This is a genomic window from Altererythrobacter sp. CAU 1644, assembly GCF_029623755.1.
Classification (GTDB): domain Bacteria; phylum Pseudomonadota; class Alphaproteobacteria; order Sphingomonadales; family Sphingomonadaceae; genus Erythrobacter; species Erythrobacter arenosus.
The window spans coordinates 1,356,498-1,379,217 of sequence record NZ_CP121106.1 but is presented as its reverse complement, the minus strand read 5'-3'; the positions used below and the strand labels follow the sequence as shown (position 1 = coordinate 1,379,217).

The following is a 22,720-nucleotide window of genomic DNA, read 5'->3' as shown; positions in this document are numbered from 1 at the left end:
AGGGATGGGGGGAAAGGTTGCCATCGTCATGGGAAGCCAGTCGGACTGGCCGACCATGCAATGCGCCGCGCAGGTGCTCGACGAACTCGAAGTCGAGCACGAGGCGCGGATCGTTTCGGCCCATCGTACACCCGACCGAATGGCCGCCTTTGCCAAGGGAGCCGAGGGCGAAGGCTTTGACGTCATCATCGCTGGTGCCGGGGGTGCGGCGCATCTGCCGGGCATGATCGCGGCGATGACGCATCTCCCCGTGCTCGGCGTGCCGGTGCAGTCGAAGGCGCTCAACGGACAGGACAGCTTGCTCTCGATCGTGCAGATGCCCGCCGGGATCCCGGTCGGTACGCTGGCCATCGGCGAGGCGGGTGCGACCAATGCCGGGCTGCTGGCGGCGGCGATCCTTGCCCTGAGCGACGAAGAGCTGTCTGACCGATTGCAGGACTGGCGCGCCGCCCGCAGCGCTGCCGTGGCCGAACGCCCGAGCGACGCATGATCCCGCCCGGATCCACGATCGGCGTCCTCGGCGGAGGACAGCTCGGGCGGATGCTGGCGATGGCCGCCGCGCAGCTCGGTTACAGGGTGACCGGCTATGCACCCCCTGGCGACAATGTCATGGCGGATGTGTGCCACGACTTCTTCGAGAAGGGCTGGGGCGACAAGGTTGCGCTCGCCGCCTTCGCCTCGAAATGCGACGTCGTGACCTGGGAGTTCGAGAACGTCCCGCTCTCGGCGGTCGAGATGATCCCGCCGCACATGCTGGCGCCCCATCCGCGCGCACTCGGCATCGCGCAGGACCGGTTGAAGGAAAAGCGCTTCGTCGAGGAACTTGGCGGCAGGCCCGCGCCCTATGCCTCGGTCGGATCGGATCAGGAATTCGCAGCCGCGGTCGAACGGATCGGCGCGCCCGGCATCCTCAAGACCGCGCGTGACGGATATGACGGCAAGGGCCAGTGGCGGGTCGCCTCGGTCCGCGATGCGGACAGCGTGCGCTTTCCCGGCAATGCCTGCGTCTACGAGGGCTTCGTGACCTTCGAAGCCGAATTCTCGGTCATCCTCGTGCGCAGCCATGATGGCGAAGTGCTGTTCTGGGATTCGTCCGAGAACGTCCACGAGGACGGCATGCTGGCGACCTCCACTTTGCCGGCCAGCGAGACGATTGCCGCGCAGGTCGATGCGGCACGCGGCATTGCGCGAAAGGTCGCCGAGGCATTGCAATATGTCGGCGTGCTGACGCTCGAATTCTTCGCCACCAAGGATGGTCCGGTGTTCAACGAGATGGCGCCGCGCGTCCATAATTCGGGCCACTGGACGATCGAGGGCGCGGCGACGAGCCAGTTCGAGAACCATATCCGCGCCGTCTGCGGCCTGCCGCTCGGTTCGACCGAAACGCGCTTCGCCCAGGTCGAGATGCGCAACATCGTCGGCGAGGATGCGCTGACCGCACATACGATTTTGGCGGAAGATGGCGAGGCGCACCTACACCTTTACGGCAAGAAGGAAGCGCGCGGCGGACGCAAGATGGGCCACGTAACGCGCGTGAGCAACGCAGCCGCGTGAGCGAAATCGAACCGGGCCTGTTCCTGATCTACGCGCGCGCTGCCAATGGCGCGATCGGCCTCGACGGCGACCTGCCCTGGCGACTTCCGGCCGACCTCAAGCGGTTCAAGGCGCTCACTATCGGGAAGCCGATGATCATGGGGCGCAAGACGTTCGAGAGCCTGCCCGGCCTGCTGCCGGGGCGACGCCATATCGTGCTCACCCGGCGCGAAAGCTGGGACAGCACCGGCGCCGAAGTTGCGCGCTCGGTCGATGAAGCGATCGGGCTGGCACGACAAGCCAACCCAACCGGCGAAATTGCAGTGGTGGGTGGCGCCGCGATCTATGACGTCTTCATGGACCGCGCCGACCGCATCGAACTCACCGAAATCCACGCCGAATCCGCGGGCGACACTTTCATGCCCCCGCTCGGCAGCGAATGGGAAGTCGCTGCGCGCGAAGACCATGAGGCGGCGGGCGAGCTTCCGCCTCACAGCTTTGTCACCTACACGAGGGCGGAAGAGGAATCCTGATGCGCAAGCTTCTCTACGCCCTGCTGATCCTGATCGCGCTCGCGGCTGCGGGTTTCTTCGTCTTCGCGCCGGGCTATTTCGAGGCACAGACCAACCGGGTCGACGGCGAGCCGCTGATCGAAGTCTCGGACGAGGCGAAGGCGCTGCACGCAACGCTCACCATCGTCGATCTGCATTCGGACACGCTGCTGTGGAAGCGTAGCATGCTGGAGCGGGCGGATCGCGGGCACATGGATTTGCCGCGGCTCGAGGAAGGCAATGTCGCGCTGCAGGTGTTCTCGAGCGTGACCAAGTCGCCGGAGGACCAGAACTACGATTCGAACCCGTCGAACACCGACCAGCTGACCGCGCTGGTGATCGGCCAGCTCCAGCCGACCCGGACCTGGAACAGCCTGCTCGAGCGCTCGCTCTGGCATGCCGAGAAGCTGGTGCGCGCGGTCGAGGAAGCGCGCGACACCCTGTATGAAGTGCGCGGGGCGGAAGACGTCGACCGGCTGCAACGCGCGCGGGAGCTGGGCAAGCGGCCGCCGGTCGGCGCCATGCTCAGCATCGAAGGGCTCCACAATCTCGAAGGCGACATCGCCAATCTCGACCGGCTTTACGAGGCGGGCTTCCGCATGGCGGGGCTGACCCATTTCTTCGACAACGAGCTGGCCGGGTCGATGCATGGCGAGAAGAAGGACGGCCTGACCGAGATGGGCCGCGAGGTCGTCCGCCGCATGGAAGACATGGGCATGGTGGTCGACATCGCGCATTGCAGCCACAAATGCGTCGCCGAAGTACTCAGCATGGCGCGCCGCCCGGTCGTGTCGAGCCACGGCGGGGTGCAGGCGACCTGCGAGGTCAATCGCAACCTCACCGACGAAGAGATTCGCGGGGTCGCGGCAACCGGCGGGGTGATCGGCGTCGGCTATTGGGACGGTGCGATCTGCAGCACCGATCCGCGCGCGGCAGCGAAAGCGATGAAGCATATCCGAGACCTCGTTGGGATCGAGCATGTTGCCCTCGGCAGCGATTATGACGGAGCGACCACGGTGCGCTTCGACACCTCGCAATTGACGCAGGTGACGCAGGCGCTGCTCGACGAGGGTTTCAGTGAGGCGGAAATCCGCGCCGCGATGGGCGAGAATGCTTTGCGGTTGATCCGCAACGGCCTGATCCCCTTGGCCGAGTTGCCCTCCGAGCCAGCCAGCGAACCTTCCGCATGAGATGGCTCGACCACCGCGACGAAGTGCCCGCGGCGCTGCGCGGCGCGGTGATTGCGCTCGGCAATTTCGACGGCTTCCACCGCGGGCACCAGGCGGTCGCGGGCCAGGCGATCGACTGGGCGCATGCCGAAGGCCGCCCCTCGATCATCGCGACCTTCGATCCGCATCCGGTGCGCTTCTTCAAGCCCGACGTTCCGCCCTTCCGCCTGACGACGCTCGAACAGCGACAGGAACTCTATCTCGCCGCCGGGGCGACCGCGATGCTGGTGTTCCACTTCGACGCCGAGCTTGCCGGAACAAGCGCCGAGGACTTCATTAGCGAGATATTGTGCCAGCGCTTCGGCGCGCATGGCGTCGTCACTGGCGGCGATTTCACCTTCGGTAAGGGGGCCAGGGGCAATGTCGCACTGCTCCAGTCGCTGGGGGGCGAGCGCGGCCTCGAATCGCGCGTGGTCGAGGTGGTCGAGGATGGCGGCGAGATCGTCTCCTCCAGCCGCATCCGCGAGGCCCTGCGCGAAGGCAAGCCCGAAGTCGCGGCGGAACTGCTTACCCGCCCCTTCGCCATTCGCGGGATCGTCGAGCATGGCGACAAGCGCGGACGCGATATCGGCTATCCCACCGCCAACCTTGCGATCGACAAGTATTTGCGCCCCAAATACGGGGTCTATGCGGTGACCGGGCGGATCTTGGCCACGGGCGAAGTGCTGCAGGGCGCGGCCAATATCGGCGTCAGGCCCCAGTTCGAACCGCCCAAGGAACTGCTCGAACCCTATTTCTTCGATTTCTCGGGCGATCTCTACGGCCAGGAGATCGAGGTCGCCTTCCACCATTTCCTGCGGCCCGAAGCCAAGTTCGACAGCCTCGAGGAATTGATCGCCCAGATGGAGAAGGATTGCGACCGCGCGCGCACTCTACTAAGCGGCCCCCAAACTTGAATTGGGCATAATGACAGAAAAGCGCGACTACAGAGATACGGTCTTCCTGCCGAAGACCGACTTCCCCATGAAGGCCGGCCTTCCGCAGAAGGAGCCGGGTATTGCCGCGCGCTGGCAGGAAATCGGGCTCTACGAGAAGCTGCGCGAGAGCCGCGCCGGCCGCGAGAAGTTCATCTTCCACGACGGCCCGCCCTACGCCAATGGCGACATGCATATCGGCCATGCGCTCAACCACACGCTCAAGGACATGGTCTGCCGGACGCAGAACCTGCTCGGCAAGGATGCGCCCTATGTTCCGGGGTGGGACTGCCACGGCCTGCCGATCGAATGGAAGGTCGAGGAGCAGTACCGCAAGCAGAAGAAGGCCAAGCCGGTGCTGTCGGGCAGCGGCCGCAACGAAGGCGATGTGAAGGCCTTCCGCGACGAATGCCGCGCCTATGCGCAGCACTGGGTCGACGTGCAGCGCGAACAGCTGAAGCGCCTCGGCATTATGGCCGACTGGGACAATCCCTATCTCACCATGCAGAAGGAAAGCGAGGCGGTGATCGTCGCCGAGCTGATGAAGCTGGCCGAGGCGGGCAATCTCTATCGCGGTTCGAAGCCGGTGATGTGGAGCCCGGTCGAGGAAACCGCGCTGGCCGAAGCCGAGGTCGAATACGAGGACATAACCTCGACCCAGATCGACGTGGCGTTCGAGATCGTGGAATCGCCGATTGACGAGCTGGTCGGCGCGCATGCCGTGATCTGGACGACCACGCCGTGGACGATCCCGGTGAACCAGGCTTTGGCCTATGGGCCGGAGGTTGAGTATGTTGCTGTTAAGGTCTGGTCCGTTGGCACTTCTTCAGTCGGCAATGAAAATCTAGCCGCAAAGCAAGACCGCAATCCGCTCAACCAATGGATGGCCAAGACCTTCCTTGTGGCGGAACAGCTGCTCGATGCTTTTAGGCGCCGAGTTCAAAAATCGGTCGAAGACGGTTTTCCTCATTCAACGCTTGGATTGAAAGAGCAGTGGCGTGGCAAAGGCTCAGACCTCGCCGGAACCGTCGCCCGCCACCCGATGCACCATCTCGGCGGGTTCTACGCCAAGCCCCGCCCCTTCCTGCCGGGCGATTTCGTCACCACCGACAGCGGCACCGGCCTCGTCCACATGGCGCCCGACCATGGCGAGGACGATTTCGAGCTGTGCAAGGAACACGGCATCGAACCGCAGTTCGCGGTGATGAACGATGGGCGTTATCGCGACGACTGGCTGTGGCTGGGTGGCAGCGACGAGCGCCGCCGCAGCGTCATCAACAAGCCGTTCAATTCGCCCGAAGGCCCGATCTGTTCGGATCTGCGCGAAGCGGGCGCGCTGCTTTCGGCAAGCGACGACTACCAGCACTCCTACCCGCATAGCTGGCGTTCCAAGGCCAAGGTCATCTTCCGCTGCACCCCGCAGTGGTTCGTGCCGATGGACAAGCCGCTCGGCACCGGCGATTTCGACACCGGCGTGCCCGACGCGATCGGCGGCGCCATCGCGCCCTTCGTCAGCCAGGATCATTCGACCCTGCGCCAGCGCGCGATGCAGGCGATAGCCGACACCCGCTTCGTGCCCGAGAAGGGCCGCAACCGCCTCGGCTCGATGGTCGAAGGGCGCCCCGACTGGGTGCTCAGCCGCCAGCGCGCCTGGGGCGTGCCGATCACGCTGTTCGTGCGGCCCGACGGCTCCTACCTGCAGGACCCGGCGGTCAATGCGCGCGTCGTCGCGGCGGTCCATGAAGAGGGCATGGATGCCTGGAACGAGGGCAACAAGGCCGCCTTCCTCGGTCCCGATCACGATGCAGGTGATTTCGAGATGGTCACCGACATTCTCGACGTGTGGTTCGATTCGGGCACGACCCATGCCTGGGTGCTCGAGGGCGACCGCTGGCCCGAGCTGCAATGGCCCGCCGATCTCTATCTCGAAGGCAGCGACCAGCATCGCGGCTGGTTCCAGTCCTCGCTGCTCGAAAGCTGCGCCACGCGCGGCTGCGCGCCCTTCGACCAGATCCTGACCCATGGCTTCACCATGGCGAGCGACGGGCGCAAGATGTCGAAGAGCCTCGGCAATACGGTCGACCCGATCAAGGTGATGGAGACCTACGGCGCCGACATCATCCGCCTGTGGGCGCTGTCGGTCGATTTCACCGAGGATCACCGGATCGGCGACGAGATTCTGAAGGGCGTTGCCGACCAGTATCGCAAGCTGCGCAATACCTTCCGCTACCTGCTCGGCGCGCTCGACGGTTTCGTCGGCGATTTCGGCGATACGGCCGAGATTCCCGAGCTCGAGGTCTACATCCTCTCGCTGCTGTCCGATCTCGACGGCAAGCTGCGCCAGGCGGTCGTCGATTACGACTTCAACACCTACACCCGGCTGTTGTCGGAGTTCGTCAACGAGGACCTGTCGGCCTTCTACTTCGATATCCGCAAGGACAGCCTCTATTGCGATGGGCCGGACGATAGCCGCCGCAATGCCTATCGCACCGTGCTCGACCTGCTGTTCCACGCGCTGGTGCGCTATGCCGCCCCGGTGCTGGTCTTCACCGCCGAGGAGGTATGGCAGACCCGCTATCCCGAGGACGGCGAGCAGGGCGGCAGCGTCCACCTGCTGGAATGGCCGTCGGTGCCCAAGGTCGGCGCCGATACGGCGAAATGGGACAAGCTGCGCGCCCTGCGCGAGGACGTGAACGAGGCGATCGAGCCCTTGCGCCGCGACAAGGTGATCCGTTCCAGCCTCGAGGCCGAGGTGACCGTGCCCGCCAGCGCGGTTCCGGACGGCTTTTCCGACGAACAGCTCGCCGAACTGTTCATCACCGCGTCAGTCACACGCGGCCAAGGAGACGGCGTGACCGTCACCAAGACCAATGACCACAAATGCGGCCGTTGCTGGCGCCTGCTGCCCGAAGTCGCCGAAGACGGCGATCTGTGCGGACGGTGCGAGAGCGTGGTCGGCGCGATGGACGAGGTGGCAGCATGAACGGACTCCTGACCCGCAATCGCGTGATCGGACTGGCGATTGCCGGCGTGATCTTCGCGCTCGACCAACTGGTCAAATGGTGGGTGATCGGCCCGCTCAAGCTGCGCGAGGTCGGCAAGATCGACCTGCTGCCGTTCTTCGACCTGACCTACACGGAAAATCGCGGGGTCTCGCTCGGGCTGCTCCAGGCAACCTCGATGGAGATGCGGTGGGCGCTGGTCGCTATCACAGCGCTGATCGCACTGGTGGTGCTGGTGTGGATGCTGCGCGAGAAGGCGCTGGGCGATATCGCCGGGCTGGGCCTGATCCTGGGCGGGGCGCTCGGCAATATCATCGATCGCTATTACCTTGGCTACGTCATCGACTATGCCGACTTCCATATCGGGGATTTCCGCCCCTTCCTCATTTTCAATATCGCCGATGCCGCTATCACCATCGGCGTCCTGATAATCCTTGCCCGTTCGTTCTTCGTAAGCGACAAGGACACGGCAAACGAACAGGCGGGCACGCAGCCCGCGGAGAGCTGACCCATGCGAATTCTGAAATCCACCCTCGTCCTCGGCGCCGCCAGCATGTTGCTGGCAGGTTGCGGTGGCACCGGCATCTTCAACCGTGACCGCCCCGACGAGTTCGCTGTGCAGCGGCAGGCCCCGCTGGTGGTTCCGCCCGATTTCAACCTCGTCCCGCCCGCGCCCGGCGCGCCGCGTCCGGCCGAAGGCACCACGCAGGAACAGGCACTCGAAGCCCTGTTCGGCGGCCCCGCCCCGCGCAGCCAGGTCGAAACCAGCGCGCTCGACCGTGCCGGCTCGGCCGAACCGGGGATCCGTTCGACCGTCGGCGACCCCGGCACCAATACCGTCGCCAAAGGCGGCGTGACGCGCGATATCATCGCCGCTCCCGAAGGTGACGGACAGTCGGCCCAGGCCGTGATCCCGGGCTAACGCCGGAAATCACCTATTCTTGTTTGCAAGCCCGCTTTCGCGGGAGCGATGACATCGTACGCCAATGGGCGGGCGGGGATCAGGATTTCTCTTCGCTCACCAGGAGCTTGTCGATCCGGCGGCCATCCATGTCGACCACTTCGAACCGCCACCCCTGGTCGTTGAAGTGCTCGCCCTCGATCGGCAATTTCTTGAAGATCGACAGGGCATAGCCTGCAGCAGTGCCGAATTCGCGGCTGTCGGGATATTCGAGGCCGAGGCGATCGGCCAGCGCATCGGCCGATAGAGCACCGGAGACAAGCAGCGAGCCGTCGGACCGCTCGACCAGCAACGGCCCTTCGCTCTGGTCCTGGTCGCTGACGAACTCGCCGACGATCGCCGTCAGCAGGTCGACCGGCGTGACGATCCCGTCGAGATGGCCGTATTCGTCGTGCACCATCGCCATCGCGATTTCCGACTGCTGCAGGACGCGCAGCGCATCCATCGCGTCGAGCTGATCGGGCACCACCTCGGCCTTCTTGATGAGGCTCCTCAGATCGACCGAACGATCCGCCACCAGCGCGGCAAGCACTTCGCGCACCTTGACGACGCCCAGCACCGTGTCGGGCGAACCGTCGGCGACGGGAAGCAGCGAATGCGGGCTTTCCTCGATGACTCGGCGGATTTCGGCCTCGTCGGCATTGACGTCGATCCAGTCGAGCTCGGTTCGCGGGGTCATCAGTTCGCGCACCGGTCGCTCGGCCAGGCGCACCACGCCGGCCAGGATCTGGTGCTGTTCGGCCTCGATCACGCCCGACCGGGTCGCCTCGGCGAAGATCATGTGCAGCTCTTCGGCGGTCACGGCCGACTGGCCCCCGGGGCGCAGGCCGAACAGGCGCACAATCACGCCCGAGGACGTGTCGAGCAACCAGACCAGCGGCGCGGCGACCCGCGCCACCAGTGCCATCGGGCGCGACATCACGAGGGCAATCGGCACCGCCGCGCGCAGCGCGAGCTGCTTGGGCACCAGTTCGCCGATCACCAGGCTGAAATAGGTGGTTAGCGCGATCACGAGGAAGAATCCCGCCTCCGCCGCCATGTCGCCCGGCACGCCGAGGCGCGCCAGTCGTTCGCCCACCGGACCGCCCAGGCTGGCGCCGGAATAGGCACCGGCGATAATCCCGACGAGCGTGATCCCGATCTGGACCGTCGAGAGGAACTTGCCCGGATCGGCAGCCAGCGCCAGCGCGGCCTTGGCCCCGGTCGAGCCCTTGTCGCGCGCGGAGCGCAGGCGTGCGGTGCGCGCCGAAACGATCGCCAGTTCGGACATCGCAAAAATGCCGTTCAGCACGATCAGGCATCCGATGATGACCAGGTCTGTCCAGGGAAAGGGTGTCACAGTGCTTCGCTAGCACAAATGTTTACGTCTGCCAGTGCTTCTAGGCACCAGTTCTGGGGAACATAGGCGCGCCGCAATTGTTGGTTGCGCGAGGCGCGGGTGGGCGCGTCGGCCCACGCGTGGGGAAAACAGCTCGTCCGCTTACCTATTTGGAGGACCGAATAATGAAAAAATCCAAACTCATTCTCTCGAGTGTCGCGGCGCTTTCGCTGGTCGGCACCAGTGCCTGTGTCACCGACCCCAATACCGGTGAAAAGAAAGTTTCTCGCACCGCCATCGGCGGCGTCGGCGGTGCCGTCCTCGGCGGCCTGCTCGGCGGAGCCATCGGCGGCAAGACCGGCCGTATCGTCGGGGCAGTCGGTGGCGCAGCCGCCGGCGGTTATGTCGGCTACAAGATGGACCAGCAGATCAAGGAGATCAAAGAGCAGACCGCAGGGTCCGGCGTTGATGTGACCGAGGTCGACGGCGGCGACGCCTTCCTCGTCAACCTGCCCGACGTGACCTTCGCGACCGGCAGCGCGTCGATCAGCCCGAGCTTCCAGGACGCGCTTGATTCGGTCGCAGCCAGCCTGGTCAAGTATCCCAACTCGATCATCGACGTTTACGGGCATACCGACACGGTCGGTTCGGCCTCGTTCAACCAGCAGCTGTCGGAACGGCGCGCTCAGGCGGTGGCCAATTACCTGATCAGCCGCGGTGTCTCGGCCGCCCGCCTCCGCTGGCAGGGCTTCGGTGAGACGCAGCTTCGCGTCCAGACCCGAGACAATGTGGCAGAGCCGCTCAATCGCCGCGTCGAGATCAAGGTCATCCCGTTCGACGAACAGGATGTCGCTGAAGCTCAGGCCGCGCAGGGCAACTAAGCCCGCCAGACCGAACCAGACAGGCGAAGGGCTGATCCTGCGGGGTCAGCCCTTTGTTCTTGGTGCCAACTCTGCCGCGCGATCGGCCAGCCGCTCGACCGCCGCGCCATGGATCTGCGGGGCGCAGACGAGCAGGCCGAAGGCTCTGGGATCGTGCTTGTTGTAGACGAGCGGGTGGCCGAAGGCATCGGTCACTTCCGCCCCGGCTTCGCGCGCGATCAGGGTCGCGGCCGCAATATCCCACTCATATCCCCAGCGCAGCGTCGCAACCAGGTCCGCCTCATCCGCCGCCACCATGGCAATGCGCAAGGCGATGGAATTGGGCTTGTCGACCGTGACCAGGTCGCGGTCCTCCCGCGGCAGGCTGTCGGTCGGCACGCGTGATCCGGAGAAGATCGCCCGGGTCGAAGCACGAAGCGCCTCGCCGTTGCGCCATGCCCCTTGACCCGCCACCGCGATCCACTCCTCGCCGCGGGCCGGCGCCGCCAGCATGCCGATCAGCGGACGACCGGCGCTGATCAGCGCCACCGATATGCACCACCCGCTTCGCCCACGCACAAAATCGCGCGTGCCGTCGATCGGGTCGACCAGCCAGATCAACCCACGGTCGGTGCGCGAGACATCATCGGCAGTCTCTTCCGACAACCATCCGGCAGCAGGCAGCAGCGCGCACAGTTCGCGCTTGAGAAATGCGTCGACCGCCATGTCGGCAGCGCTGACCGGATTGCCGGGCGTCTTCTCCCACATCTCCACCGCATGGCCATCGCCCGGCCATGCGCCTTGCGCGATGCGCGCGGCTTCACGGACGATTTCTTCGAGGCGAATGCGGTCAATCATGGAAATCCGTCAGGAGACCCTGCCTATTAATCATGAAATCATCGCTATGCCCATTACACCGAAAGTCTGCTTTGCAAGATGGGCAGATCATGCTTATGCGCGGGCCAAACGATTCCTGCCGAGCCAAGCAAAGGAAACTCACTCCCGATGAATATCCACGAATACCAGGCCAAGGAACTGCTCGCGAAATACGGCATCGGCATTCCGGCCGGCCACGCCGCGCTCACCGTCGAAGAAGCGGTCGACGCTGCGAAACAGCTGCCCGGACCGCTCTATGTGGTGAAGGCGCAGATCCACGCGGGCGGGCGCGGCAAGGGCAAGTTCAAGGAGCTGGGTCCGGACGCCAAGGGCGGTGTCCGCCTCGCCAAGTCGGTGGAGGAAGTCGAGGCCAATGCGAAGGAAATGCTCGGCAATACGCTGGTGACGATCCAGACCGGCGATGCGGGCAAGCAGGTCAACTGCCTCTACGTCACCGACGGGGTCGACATCGCCAAGGAATACTACCTCTCGATGCTGGTCGACCGCGCATCGGGCCGCGTGGCCATGATCGTCTCGACCGAAGGCGGGATGGACATCGAGGAAGTCGCCCACTCGACGCCCGAGAAGATCACCACCATCACCATCGACCCGGCGCAGGGCTTCATGCCGCATCACGGGCGCGCGGTGGCCTTCGCGCTCAAACTGTCGGGCGACCTCAACAAGCAGGCGCAGAAGCTCGCCAAGCAGCTTTACACCGCCTTCATGGACCTCGATTGCGAGATGCTCGAGATCAACCCGCTGGTCGAAACGGAGGACGGCAATCTCCTCGTCCTCGACACCAAGATGAGCTTCGACGGCAATGCGCTGTTCCGCCACAAGGACGTCGAAGCGCTGCGCGACGTGACCGAGGAAGATCCGGCCGAAGTCGAAGCAAGCGAATACGACCTCGCCTATATCAAGCTCGACGGCAACATCGGCTGCATGGTCAATGGCGCGGGCCTGGCCATGGCGACGATGGACATCATCAAGCTCAACGGCGCCTTCCCGGCCAATTTCCTCGATGTGGGTGGCGGTGCCAGCCGCGAGAAGGTGACGGCCGCGTTCAAGATCATCCTCAAGGATCCGGCGGTCGAAGGCATTCTCGTCAATATCTTCGGCGGGATCATGAAGTGCGACGTGATCGCTGACGGGATCGTCGCCGCCGCCAAGGACGTGAACCTCTCGGTTCCCCTGGTGGTCCGTCTCGAAGGCACGAACGTCCAGCAGGGCAAGGACATTCTCGAGAATTCGGGCTTGCCGATCGTCAGCGCCGACGACCTCGGCGATGCTGCCCGCAAGATCGTGGCCGAAGTGAAGCAGGCGGCTTGATTACAAGCGCCGTCACGACCTGCCGCCTAACAAAAGAGCGGGCCTTCGCATGAAGGTCCGCTCTTGTAGTTTGAGTGCCGAAGGAACAGTAGGGGTCCGAAGCACATTGAAGGTTCAGACTCGCCGGAGGCTTGCTTGACGTTTACGTAAACGCAAGCTAGGTCCGCGGCGAATGATTCTAGAGAGGAAGGTACTCCGATGAAAATCCTCGTGCCCGTGAAGCGGGTGATCGACTACAACGTGAAGCCGCGCGTCAAGGCCGACGGCTCGGGCGTGGATCTGGCCAACGTCAAGATGAGCATGAACCCGTTCGACGAGATCGCGGTCGAAGAGGCGATCCGTATCAAGGAAGCGGGCAAGGCCGAGGAAATCATCGCGGTCTCGATCGGCCCGGCCAAGGCGCAGGAAACTCTGCGCACCGCGCTCGCCATGGGCGCCGACCGCGCGATCCTCGTGCAGGTCGACGACGATGTGGATGTCGAACCGCTGGCCGTCGCCAAGATCCTCAAGGCGATCGCCGACGAAGAGCAGCCAGGCATCGTGATGCTCGGCAAGCAGTCGATTTCGGACGACAGCAACCAGACCGGCCAGATGCTGGCTGCGCTGATGGGCCGGCCGCAGGGTACCTTCGCCAATACGGTCGAGGTCGAAGGCGACAGCGTCACCGTGAAGCGCGAAGTCGATGGCGGCCTCGAGACGGTCAAGCTCTCGCTCCCCGCGATCGTCACCACCGACCTGCGCCTCAACGAGCCGCGCTATGCTTCGCTGCCCAACATCATGAAGGCCAAGCAGAAGCCGCTCGATAACAAGACCCCCGCAGACTTCGGCGTCGACACCACGCCGCGGCTCAAGACCACCAATGTGGCCGAACCGCCGGTCCGCCAGGCCGGGATCAAGGTCGCCGACGTCGACGAACTCGTCGCCAAGATCAAAGCGCTCGGCATCGCCTGAGCTTCTTGGACGAAGAAAGGATCACACACATGAAAACGCTCGTCTGGGTCGAACACGACAATAACGAGATGAAGGATGCGACGCTGGCAGCGGTTACCGCCGCCTCGCAGCTTGGCGAAGTGCACCTGCTGGTCGCCGGCCAGGGCTGCGGCGGCGTCGCGGAGCAGGCCGCCAAGGTCGCGGGCGTGGGCAAAGTCCATGTCGCCGACGATGCCGCCTATGCCAATGCGCTGGCCGAGAACATCGCGCCGCTGGTGGCTGACCTTATGGGTCACCACGATGCCTTCATCTGCCCCGCCACCACCACCGGCAAGAACATCGCGCCGCGCGTCGCTGCGCTGCTCGACGTGATGCAGATCTCGGACATCTTGTCGGTCGAAGGCGACAAGACCTTCACCCGGCCGATCTATGCCGGCAACGCGATTGCCACGGTCGAATCCTCCGATCCCAAGCTGGTCATCACCGTACGCGGCACAGCGTTTGAGAAGGCCGCGACCGAAGGCGGTTCAGGCACGGTCGAGACCGTCTCGGGGCCGGGCGATGCCGGCCTGTCGAGCTTCGTCGGCGCCGAGCTTGCCGAAAGCGAACGCCCCGAGCTGACCAGCGCGAAAGTCATCGTATCGGGTGGCCGCGCGCTCAAGGATGCGGCGACTTTCGAGGAAGTCATCACGCCTCTGGCGGACAAGCTCGGCGCGGGCATCGGCGCTTCGCGCGCTGCGGTCGATGCGGGCTATGTCCCCAACGACTACCAGGTCGGCCAGACCGGCAAGATCGTGGCTCCCGAAGTCTACATCGCCATCGGTATCTCGGGCGCGATCCAGCACCTTGCCGGCATGAAGGACTCCAAGACCATCATCGCGATCAACAAGGACGAGGACGCGCCGATCTTTCAGGTGGCCGACATCGGCCTCGTCGCCGACCTGTTCAAGGCCGTGCCGGAACTGACCGAAAAGCTGTAACATTCAGTTTTTCTGAAGTTGTTTGAGACCTCCGGTAGGCTAATAAGCTTGCCGGAGGTTTCTCATATGGGTCGCTGGTCAGTATTCTTTCTTGCTCTGGTGGGCGGGTTTTTTTCGTCAACGCCGGTTAAGGCCGAGGAGGCTGGCGACACCGTCGTGCTTCAACCAAGCACTCCTTGGGTGCTCGACTTCGCCGATTCCGGTTGTCGCCTCAACCGCTACTTCGGTCCGCCTGAGTATCGGCACCTGCTCTACTTCGAAACGTCGACTCCGACCGACAATCCCACTCTGATGGTCGGGGGGCCCAGCATCAAGTTCCTTCAGCCGAAACAACCCGTCGTAGTCGGCTTTGGGGACGAGTGGAGTCCTGAGAAAAGGCAAATCCTCTGGGGCGAGATCAAGGATATTGGATCAAGCTTCCAACTCTGGACCAGCTTTCCAAACGAGGCCGAGAAAAACGGATCCAGCGAGAAGGCGAAATCGGATGAAACCCTCGGGATCGAAAGAATCGATCTTGAAGCGACTGCCAAGATCACCCAACTGACGCTCTCACAAGCGAAAAGCAGGATCGTTCTCGAGACCGGAGGCATGAAGCAGGCATTTGAGGCGCTGAATCAATGCTCGCAGGACCTGATCCGTCATTGGGGGCTCAATCTTGAGCAGCACAAGGCATACTCGGACCGCCCATCCTTGCGCGATAACGATCGCATAGTTCGTGGCCTTATCAGGACTGTGTTGAAGGAAGTCGAAGATAGCGACTTCGCCGCTGTCTATGCACTAACGTTCATAGTGGAAAAGGATGGAACAACCTCCAACTGCATTCTTCACAGGAAGTCACTGACCGACTTGGATTTCAAGAAGGCCTGCGACTACATGAAGCGTCGAGCACGTTTCGAACCCGCACGTGACATGACGGGAAGCGCTATGCGCTCGTATTACACGACAATGCTATCCCACAGACCTCACTGAACTGCGACTTCGGACGGCCAGCTAAGCCGCCAGCAGTTTCGCGCAATTGCGGAAGGTCCGCCGCGTGATTTGCCGGTGCCGCTCCCGCATGGCGCGGTCGGGTGCCATGTCGCCGTCTTCGCCGAAGATGCTGTGCAAGACGATACTGCGCTCCTCCGTTGGCGCGTCGAGCCGTTCGAGCAGCTTGGCGAGCATGCTACCCGCGAGATGATCGCTCGCGCCGCTTTCGGTGCGGGCCAGGGATTCCTCGTCCACGATCTCGAATATCGCGTTGCCCTCTCCCGCTGCGGCCCCGAGCCCTTCCAGCGACACTGTGCGCGCGCTTGCCGAACGGGCGCTCTGGCGCTGGTCGAGCCGGACCCGGTGGCGGAGGCTCTGCAACTCGCCGCGCAATTGCCAGGTCACATGGGTGGTGAAGCGCGCCTTGCCCGGATCGTAGCTTTCGAGCGCGCGAAACACGCCAATTGCGCAGGCTTGCTCGGCGTCCTCGCGCCAGTCTGCGAGGCCGTAGGTGCGGATGAGATGGCCGATGCGCGGGGCCAGCAGTTCCAGCAGCACTGCAAATCGCGCCTCCCACCGAGCGGCCTCGACATTGCCCGGCGCGGGCCGGACACCCATCTGCGCCACCTGTCGCTCCAGCGCGCTTCCCGAAACACCCATGACCAGCCTCCTTTCCTCAGGAGGTGCTGGCTAACCCCGCCGTGCTGACCGCGGGCCTCATCCCGATCTAGGTACTGTCCCGTATGAGCAATCGCGCCGGATGCGGTGCGGTGGTTCGGCGCGCGACCGGTCGATCTTGCGAGGCGGTAAGGCGCCGGGCGCTCCCAAGTGCCGCGTCGAGGTCGCCCGAGAGGATCGCGGCGGCACAGAGCGAACATTCCGATTGTGCTTCATGCGTTCGCATTTGCGCCACCGCCCGGCCAAGTAGGTCGAACAGCGGTTTGCGCCGGGCTTCGAGCCCGTTCTCCGCCAGGCTCGCTTCGATCAGCAGGAGGTAGAGCTCGCGGGTCAGTTCCACGGCCGGGCGATCAGGCCACAGCCCTCGTCCGGTCAGGACGAAGCCACCCGAACCGACCTCGAACCAGCAGGGGGTCACCGCGGTAACCAGCGCGCCGTTGACGACCGCCTGCGCGCCAGTGTCGAGACGCACTTCGCTCGGGAGCGGAGGTGGGATCACGCGTTTCATGGCAGCATTGTAGAGAGCGGCCCGGGCGGTCGGGGCCAATAGGCAGCTTTACCTAATCGGTCAGAACAGGCCGTCGATGAAGTGCAGCGTTAGCCCCACCAGGCCGCCGACCAGCGTGCCGTTGATGCGGATGAACTGGAGGTCGCGCCCCACCGCGCTCTCGATTCGCCCGGTGATGGTGACGGCGTCCCAGCGCTTGACCGTTTCCGAGACCAGCTGGACGATCTGCGCGCCATAGCGGGTGGCGATCCCCACCGCAGTGCGGCGCGCGAAACGGTTGATCTGGTGCTGGAGCCGAACGTCCTCCTGCAGCGCCTTGCCCAGTTCGGCCAGGCCCTTTCGCATTTCCTCGCCGAGCGCGCTTTCGGGGTCGCGGGCGCGGCGGATAAGAGACTGGCGAATGCGTTCCCACACGCCCAGCCACCACTCGGTGACCGCCGGATTCTCGATCAACTCGCGCTTCATCTCCTCGACGCGTTCGCGGGTCTTGGGATCGTGCTGCAGGTCCTGTGCGAGCTTTTCCAGCCCCTCCTCGATCTTGGAGCGCAATGGATGCTGTGGGTCGACCAGCACCTCGGCCAGCAGCTTGTAGAGCCCGTCGAGCACCGAGGCGGAGATGCGCTCGTCGAGGCCGGTCCAGCGCAGCACGGCGTTGGCGCGGTTATGGATGACCTCGCGGACGGTCTCCTCATTGTCCTCGAGCGTGAGGCCGGCCCAGCGGATGAAACCGTCCATCAGCGGCATGTGCCGATTGTCGGCAATGGCCGTTTCAAGCATGCGTCCGAGCAGCGGGGAGATGTCGATCTTGGCGACCTGGCTGGCGAGCCCGCTGCGCACCTGGTTGCCGAGCCGGTCGGGGTCGAGCGATTCGAGCACCTCGGCCAGCAGCTCGGCCGCGCCGCCGGTGATGCGCGAGGGGTTGTCGACACTGCTCTCCGGATCGCGCGGTGCGACGAGGAAATCGCCCAGTGCAGCGGCGACGTTCATTCCCTGCATGCGCCGCGCGACCACCGCGGGAGTGAGGAAATTCTCGCGCAGGAACTGCGCCATCGTGTCGGCAATACGGTCCTTGTTCTCGGGGATGATCGCGGTGTGCGGGATCGGAATGCCGAGCGGGTGGCGGAACAGCGCGGTTACCGCAAACCAGTCCGCCAGCCCGCCGACCATCGCCGCTTCGGCGAAGGCGTTCAAATAACCCATGCCTGGGTGCAGCGGGAGGTACTGCTTCGACAGGAAGTACAGCACCGCCATCACGACCAGCAATCCGGTTGCAGTCCAGCGCATCCGGCGGGCCCGATCAACCGTCAGCGGCTCACCGCCGAGGGTGTAGGCAAGAGGCTTGGCGCCGGTCATACCAGCTGAGCGTTACTCGGCAGGTTCGGGCCCTGCAAGCTCGCCGTCGCCTCCCCGCTCGCCGCGCGCTTCGTCGCCGGGGCGATAGGTCAGGAAGCGATTGCGCATCCACGGCCCGACCCGTTTCTCGAAACCGTCGGCGAGGCTGAATCCGGCGGGCACGATAAGCAGGGTGAGGACGGTCGACATGATCAGGCCGCCGATCACCACCGTGCCCATCGGCGCGCGCCAGGCACCGTCACCCGAGAGCGAAATCGCGGTCGGGATCATGCCTGCGGTCATGGCAACGGTCGTCATGACGATCGGCTGGGCGCGCTTGTGGCCGGCCTCCATGATCGCGTCGAGCTTGCGCGTCCCGGTCGCCATTTCCTCGATCGCGAAGTCGATCAGCAGGATGGAGTTCTTCGAGACAATCCCCAGCAACAGCAGGATGCCGATCAGCACCGGCAGCGAGGTTGGCTGGCCGACCAGCCAGACCAGGAAGATCCCGCCAAGCGGCGCGAGCGCCAGCGAGGTCATGTTCACCAGCGGCGACATGAAGCGCTTGTAGAGCAGCACCAGCACGGCGAAGACCAGCAGGATCCCGGAGATCAACGCGACACTGAAGTTCTCGAGCAGTTCCTGCTGCAGCTCGTCGGCTCCCACGGCATCGCGGATCACGCCCTGGGGCAGACTGGTCAGCGTCGGCAGCTTGTTGATCTCGTCCATCGCGTTGCCGCGCAGGACACCCTCGGCCAGATCGGCCCCGATGAAGACGCGGCGGTTCTGGTTGTAGCGCTGGATCGACGTCGGGCCTGCACCGAACGAAATATCGGCCACTCGGCCGAGTGGAACCGATCCGCCGGTGGCGATCGGCACCGGCAGGTTCTCGATCGTCGAAAGGTCGCGCCGCGACGAGATGGGCAGCTTGACCCGGATCGGGATCTGGCGGTCGGACAGCGAGAACTTCGCCGCGTTCTGTTCGATCTCGCCCATGGTCGCGATTCGGATGGCCTGGCTCAGGGCCACCGTGCTCACGCCCAGTTCCGAAGCGAGGTCGGGCCGCGGGCGGATAATGATCTCGGGCCGCGGGATGTCGCCGCTGATGCGCGGCGCGACGATCGAATCGAGGCGCCTCATTTCCTCGACCAGCTCCGCTGCGGTCTGGTTGAGCAACTTGGGGTCGGAACCGGCGAGCATGATCGTCAGGTCGCGCCCACTGCCGCCGCCGCCCGGACCGTTCTGGCTCTGGAAACGCACGCGCGCGTCGGGGATCTGGGCCAGCACAGGTGCCAGACCGCGCTCGAATTCGGACGAGGTCTTCTCCCGCTCCTTCTTGAGCGTGATGTAGATCGTTGCCCGTCCGCCATCGCGCACGCGCTCAAGAGCGCGCTCGACCTCGGGTTGTTGGTAGAGCAGGTCGGCGACGCTGTCCGCGACTGCCTCGGTTGATGCGAGGGTGGTCCCCGGCACCATCTCGATCTCGATCTGGCTGTTGTCGTCGTTGATCTCGGGGTCGAACTGGAACGGCGTGCTCATGAACAGCAGGATCGTGATCATGAACGCGAAGTAGCCGAGGCCGAGCATCCACACGCGATGGTCGTAGAAGCGCGCTTCGAGATATCGCCACGATTGATGCAGCCGGGTGCCGAACAGACGCGTCAGCCAGCGCGGAACTGCGAGCAATGCCAGCACCACGCCGAAGCCAAGCGCAACGACAAAGGCCAGTTCGAGAATCAGGACGATCCGGCTGAGGAGGAAGCCGATGCCATCGGTGGCCGTGAGGCCGATCGCAGCGGTCAGCTTGCCCGGAATGTCGGCGTTGGACATCGGCCCCCAGGCCGAGAAGACGATGATCCCGGGGACTACGATCAGCAGCAGGATCAGGAGGATAAACGACAGCACATAGAGCCAGCGATGCTTCGGTCCGGGCAGGCCTTCGCGCCGCGCATGCAGCTTGCCACGATCGAGCGACCAGCCCAGGATTTCCATGTAGCGGTCCATCCACTTGCCCCCGCCGTGGTCCGCCACGCCCTTGGCCTGGAGGAAGTAGGCGGCGAGCATCGGGGTGATCATGCGGGCGACGGCAAGGCTCATCAGCACGGCGGCAACGACCGTCAGGCCGAAGTTCTTGAAGAACTGGCCGGTCACGCCGGGCATCAGGCCCACCGGGAGGAACACCGCGACGATACAGAAGGAAGTCGCAACCACCGCAAGGCCGATTTCGTCTGCCGCGTCGATCGACGCCTGGTAGGCCGACTTGCCCATGCGCATGTGGCGCACGATATTCTCGATCTCGACGATGGCATCATCGACCAGCACGCCGGCGACGAGGCCCAGCGCAAGAAGCGAGAGGAAATTGAGGTTGAACCCCAGAAGGTCCATGAACCAGAAGGTGGGGATGGCCGAAAGCGGGATCGCAATGGCCGAGATCACCGTCGCGCGCCAGTCGCGCAGGAAGAAGAACACCACGACCACGGCGAGGATTGCACCCTCGATCATGGCCGCAATCGAGCTTTCGTACTGATCTTCGGTATATTTGACGGTGTTGAACAAGGGAATGAAGCGAACCGAGGCGTTTTCCTTCTCGATCGCTGCGATGATCTCCTTGGCCTCGTCGAAGACCGTCACGTCGGAAGCGCCCTTGGCGCGCGACATGAAGAAGTTCACGACTTCCTTGTCGCGCACCTTGCTGATCGAGGTCCGTTCGGAATAGCCGTCGCGCACCGTGGCGACATCCGACAGCTTGATCGCGCGGCCGCCGCCAAGCTGGATCTGCCGCTGCGACAGCTGGTAGGCGGTGTCGTTGTTGCCGAGGACGCGGACCGACTGGCGGGTCCCGCCGACTTCGGCCACGCCGCCGCCGGCGTCGAGATTGTCCTGGCGCAGCAGCGCGTTGATCTGCCCCGCAGTCACCCCGAGCGCCTGCATCTTGGCCGGATCGAGGATCACCTCGATCTCGCGATCGACCCCGCCGAAGCGACCCACGTCAGCCATGCCTTCGACCGACAACAGGCGCTTGGCCACAACGTCATCGATGAACCAGCTCAGCTGTTCGATGGTCATGTCGCTGGTTTCGACGGCATAGATGCCGAGGAAGCCGCCCGCGATCTCGACCTTGTTGATACGCGGTTCGAGAATGCCGTCGGGCAGGCTGCCGCGCACCGTATCGACCGCGTTCTTCACTTCGGCGACGGCGTCATTGGGGTCGGTGCCGATCTCGAATTCGACGAAGGTGTTGGAATTGCCCTCCGACGCGGTCGACGAAAGGTTGCGCACGCCGTTGAGCGACCGGATTGCGGATTCGACCCGCTGCGTGATCTGGTTCTCGATCTCGGTCGGAGCGGCGCCTGGCTGCGAAATGGTGACGTTGACGCCCGGGAACTCGACGTCGGGATTGTTCACCACGTCCATCCGGGCAAAACTGAGGATACCCGCAAGCAGAAGCGCGACGAACGCAACCATGGGAATGACCGGGTTGCGGATCGACCACGCCGAGATGTTGCGGAAATCCATGGTTATTCTCCCGATGCCTTCTCAAGCTTCGGATTGACCGACTCGCCTTCGTTGAGGAAGCCGCCGGCGCGCAGGACGACCCGTTCGGTCCCGTTCAGACCCTGGGTCACGGCAACGCCGCTGCCCGAGACGAAGCCCGTCGTCACGCCGCGCCGTTCGACCTTGTCGTCCTTGCCAATGATATAGACATAGCTGCCTTCGCTGTCCGACAGGATCGCGCTTTCCGGCAGCATCGGGGCGACCACGGTGCCGCTCTTGATCGTCGCCTTGGCAAAGCCGCCCGGACGCAGTCCCGGGGCGTAGCTGAGTGCGACGCGCGCCACGCCGAGGCGCGACTGCGGATCGATGGTCGGCTCGACCTGCCACACCTGCCCGGTGTAAGCCGTTTCGACCCCGACCGGTGAAACCTCGGCCTGGACGCCCGGTGCGAGCTTGACGAGATCGCCTTCGCCGACCCGCGCCATCAACTCCATTTCGCCACCCTTGGCGATGCGGAACAGTGTGCCCGAAGCACCGCCGACGACTTGACCGGGTTCGACATTGCGTTCGAGCAGCAGGCCCGATGCCGGTGCCACTATGTTGAGCCGGGCATTGCGGGCGAGCAATTCGTTATACTGTGCGCGCGCGACTTCAACCCGGGCGCGGGCCGCATCGCGGGTCGCGGTCAGGCGGTCGACGTCGGCCTTGGAAATGAAGCCGCGTTCGACAAGCTGCAGCGCGCGGTCGAGATTGCTTTGCGCCAGCTGCGCATCCGCCTGAGCGACCTGGACCTGGGCCGAGGCGCTGCGCGCCTGCTGGCTCTGGACCGAACGGTCGATCGAGGCGAGCACCTGGCCCGCGCGCACCCACTGGCCCTGTTCGACCGGGACCGATACCACGCGACCGCCCTCGCCCACGACGCCGACCGGCATCTCGCGCCGTGCCGCGATCGTTCCGGTGGCATTGATTTCGGCATCGATGGTGGTGCGGCCAGGGACGACCACCGTCACCGTGGGGGCCTGCGAGCGGTCATCGCCGACAGGCGCCTCATTGCCGGTCAGCAACAGGAACGCGACAATGGCGAGAATGGCCGCAGCCAACCCGCCGATGACGAGCCATTTCCTGCGGCTCGAACCCTCGGCCTGGCCATATCCCTCGAGACTGGACGTCACGCCACGATCGGCATCAGCTGTAATTCTTGTATCGTAATTCATGGCCGATCCTTTGGGGCCCTCGGAAATGCAGAGGGTGTGTT

Annotated in this window: 20 protein-coding genes; 13 read left to right on the top strand and 7 right to left on the bottom strand. The window is 64.4% G+C overall.

From position 1 onward, the window contains the following. Window positions 1–4: 4 nt before the first annotated feature. From purE to P7228_RS06750, 8 genes are read left to right on the top strand one after another with little or no spacing between them, the layout of a single operon-like run. Entirely contained in the window at window positions 5–490 is a 486-nt protein-coding gene (gene purE, locus P7228_RS06785) for a 5-(carboxyamino)imidazole ribonucleotide mutase (protein WP_278017453.1), read from the top strand. Next, complete coding sequence (locus P7228_RS06780; protein WP_278017452.1) at window positions 487–1,554, top strand: 5-(carboxyamino)imidazole ribonucleotide synthase; 1,068 nt, start codon at window positions 487–489, stop codon at window positions 1,552–1,554. The genes purE and P7228_RS06780 overlap by 4 nt, the downstream gene beginning before the upstream one ends. Further along, entirely contained in the window at window positions 1,551–2,066 is a 516-nt protein-coding gene (locus P7228_RS06775; protein WP_430732508.1) for a dihydrofolate reductase, read from the top strand. The genes P7228_RS06780 and P7228_RS06775 overlap by 4 nt, the downstream gene beginning before the upstream one ends. Next, window positions 2,066–3,274: a dipeptidase gene (locus tag P7228_RS06770; protein WP_278017451.1), complete on the top strand. Its 1,209-nt coding sequence runs from the start codon at window positions 2,066–2,068 to the stop codon at window positions 3,272–3,274. Before P7228_RS06775 ends, P7228_RS06770 begins: the two co-directional genes overlap by 1 nt. After that, entirely contained in the window at window positions 3,271–4,209 is a 939-nt protein-coding gene (locus P7228_RS06765; protein WP_278017450.1) for a bifunctional riboflavin kinase/FAD synthetase, read from the top strand. Before P7228_RS06770 ends, P7228_RS06765 begins: the two co-directional genes overlap by 4 nt. Window positions 4,210–4,219: 10 nt before the next feature. Then, complete coding sequence (gene ileS / locus P7228_RS06760) at window positions 4,220–7,210, top strand: isoleucine--tRNA ligase (protein ID WP_278017449.1); 2,991 nt, start codon at window positions 4,220–4,222, stop codon at window positions 7,208–7,210. Continuing rightward, the gene (gene lspA, locus P7228_RS06755; RefSeq protein WP_278017448.1) at window positions 7,207–7,737 is read left to right on the top strand and encodes a signal peptidase II; all 531 of its coding nucleotides are present in this window, start codon (window positions 7,207–7,209) and stop codon (window positions 7,735–7,737) included. Before ileS ends, lspA begins: the two co-directional genes overlap by 4 nt. A gap of 3 nt (window positions 7,738–7,740) precedes the next feature. Continuing rightward, window positions 7,741–8,151, top strand: a complete 411-nt coding sequence (locus P7228_RS06750) for a DUF3035 domain-containing protein (protein ID WP_278017447.1) — start codon at window positions 7,741–7,743, stop codon at window positions 8,149–8,151. Window positions 8,152–8,230: 79 nt separating this feature from the next. Here the strand turns inward: P7228_RS06750 and P7228_RS06745 are convergent, their stop codons facing one another. Then, window positions 8,231–9,529 (bottom strand): hemolysin family protein, encoded by a 1,299-nt coding sequence (locus P7228_RS06745; RefSeq protein ID WP_278017446.1) that lies wholly within the window; start codon window positions 9,527–9,529, stop codon window positions 8,231–8,233. 164 nt (window positions 9,530–9,693) lie between these two features. Between P7228_RS06745 and P7228_RS06740 the strand changes: the two genes are divergently transcribed. Continuing rightward, a complete protein-coding gene (locus P7228_RS06740) occupies window positions 9,694–10,389 on the top strand; it encodes a YiaD family glycine zipper/OmpA-like lipoprotein (protein ID WP_278017445.1) in 696 nt (231 codons plus the stop codon). 45 nt (window positions 10,390–10,434) lie between these two features. On the opposite strand, the gene P7228_RS06735 is transcribed toward P7228_RS06740, so the two are convergent. Continuing rightward, window positions 10,435–11,226, bottom strand: a complete 792-nt coding sequence (locus tag P7228_RS06735) for a 3'(2'),5'-bisphosphate nucleotidase CysQ (protein ID WP_278017444.1) — start codon at window positions 11,224–11,226, stop codon at window positions 10,435–10,437. A gap of 147 nt (window positions 11,227–11,373) precedes the next feature. Between P7228_RS06735 and sucC the strand changes: the two genes are divergently transcribed. From sucC to P7228_RS06715, 4 genes are all read left to right on the top strand, one after another. Then, window positions 11,374–12,573 carry an ADP-forming succinate--CoA ligase subunit beta gene (sucC, locus tag P7228_RS06730; RefSeq protein ID WP_278017443.1) on the top strand — a complete coding sequence of 400 codons (1,200 nt, stop codon included), beginning with the start codon at window positions 11,374–11,376 and terminating at the stop codon, window positions 12,571–12,573. A gap of 198 nt (window positions 12,574–12,771) precedes the next feature. Continuing rightward, a complete protein-coding gene (locus P7228_RS06725) occupies window positions 12,772–13,524 on the top strand; it encodes an electron transfer flavoprotein subunit beta/FixA family protein (protein ID WP_278017442.1) in 753 nt (250 codons plus the stop codon). Between the two features lie 29 nt (window positions 13,525–13,553). After that, the gene (locus P7228_RS06720; RefSeq protein WP_278017441.1) at window positions 13,554–14,483 is read left to right on the top strand and encodes an electron transfer flavoprotein subunit alpha/FixB family protein; all 930 of its coding nucleotides are present in this window, start codon (window positions 13,554–13,556) and stop codon (window positions 14,481–14,483) included. 66 nt (window positions 14,484–14,549) lie between these two features. After that, the gene (locus P7228_RS06715; RefSeq protein ID WP_278017440.1) at window positions 14,550–15,452 is read left to right on the top strand and encodes a hypothetical protein; all 903 of its coding nucleotides are present in this window, start codon (window positions 14,550–14,552) and stop codon (window positions 15,450–15,452) included. Between the two features lie 21 nt (window positions 15,453–15,473). Here P7228_RS06715 and P7228_RS06710 read toward each other — a convergent pair whose 3' ends face one another. The 5 genes from P7228_RS06710 to P7228_RS06690 form a co-directional block, all read right to left on the bottom strand. Then, window positions 15,474–16,112 (bottom strand): sigma factor, encoded by a 639-nt coding sequence (locus tag P7228_RS06710; RefSeq protein ID WP_278017439.1) that lies wholly within the window; start codon window positions 16,110–16,112, stop codon window positions 15,474–15,476. Between the two features lie 67 nt (window positions 16,113–16,179). Further along, window positions 16,180–16,638 (bottom strand): hypothetical protein, encoded by a 459-nt coding sequence (locus tag P7228_RS06705; RefSeq protein ID WP_278017438.1) that lies wholly within the window; start codon window positions 16,636–16,638, stop codon window positions 16,180–16,182. 60 nt (window positions 16,639–16,698) lie between these two features. Then, a complete protein-coding gene (locus P7228_RS06700; protein WP_278017721.1) occupies window positions 16,699–17,922 on the bottom strand; it encodes a DUF445 domain-containing protein in 1,224 nt (407 codons plus the stop codon). Window positions 17,923–18,003: 81 nt separating this feature from the next. Continuing rightward, entirely contained in the window at window positions 18,004–21,486 is a 3,483-nt protein-coding gene (locus P7228_RS06695; protein WP_278017437.1) for an efflux RND transporter permease subunit, read from the bottom strand. Between the two features lie 2 nt (window positions 21,487–21,488). After that, a complete protein-coding gene (locus P7228_RS06690; protein ID WP_278017436.1) occupies window positions 21,489–22,679 on the bottom strand; it encodes an efflux RND transporter periplasmic adaptor subunit in 1,191 nt (396 codons plus the stop codon). Between the last annotated feature and the right edge of the window lie 41 nt (window positions 22,680–22,720).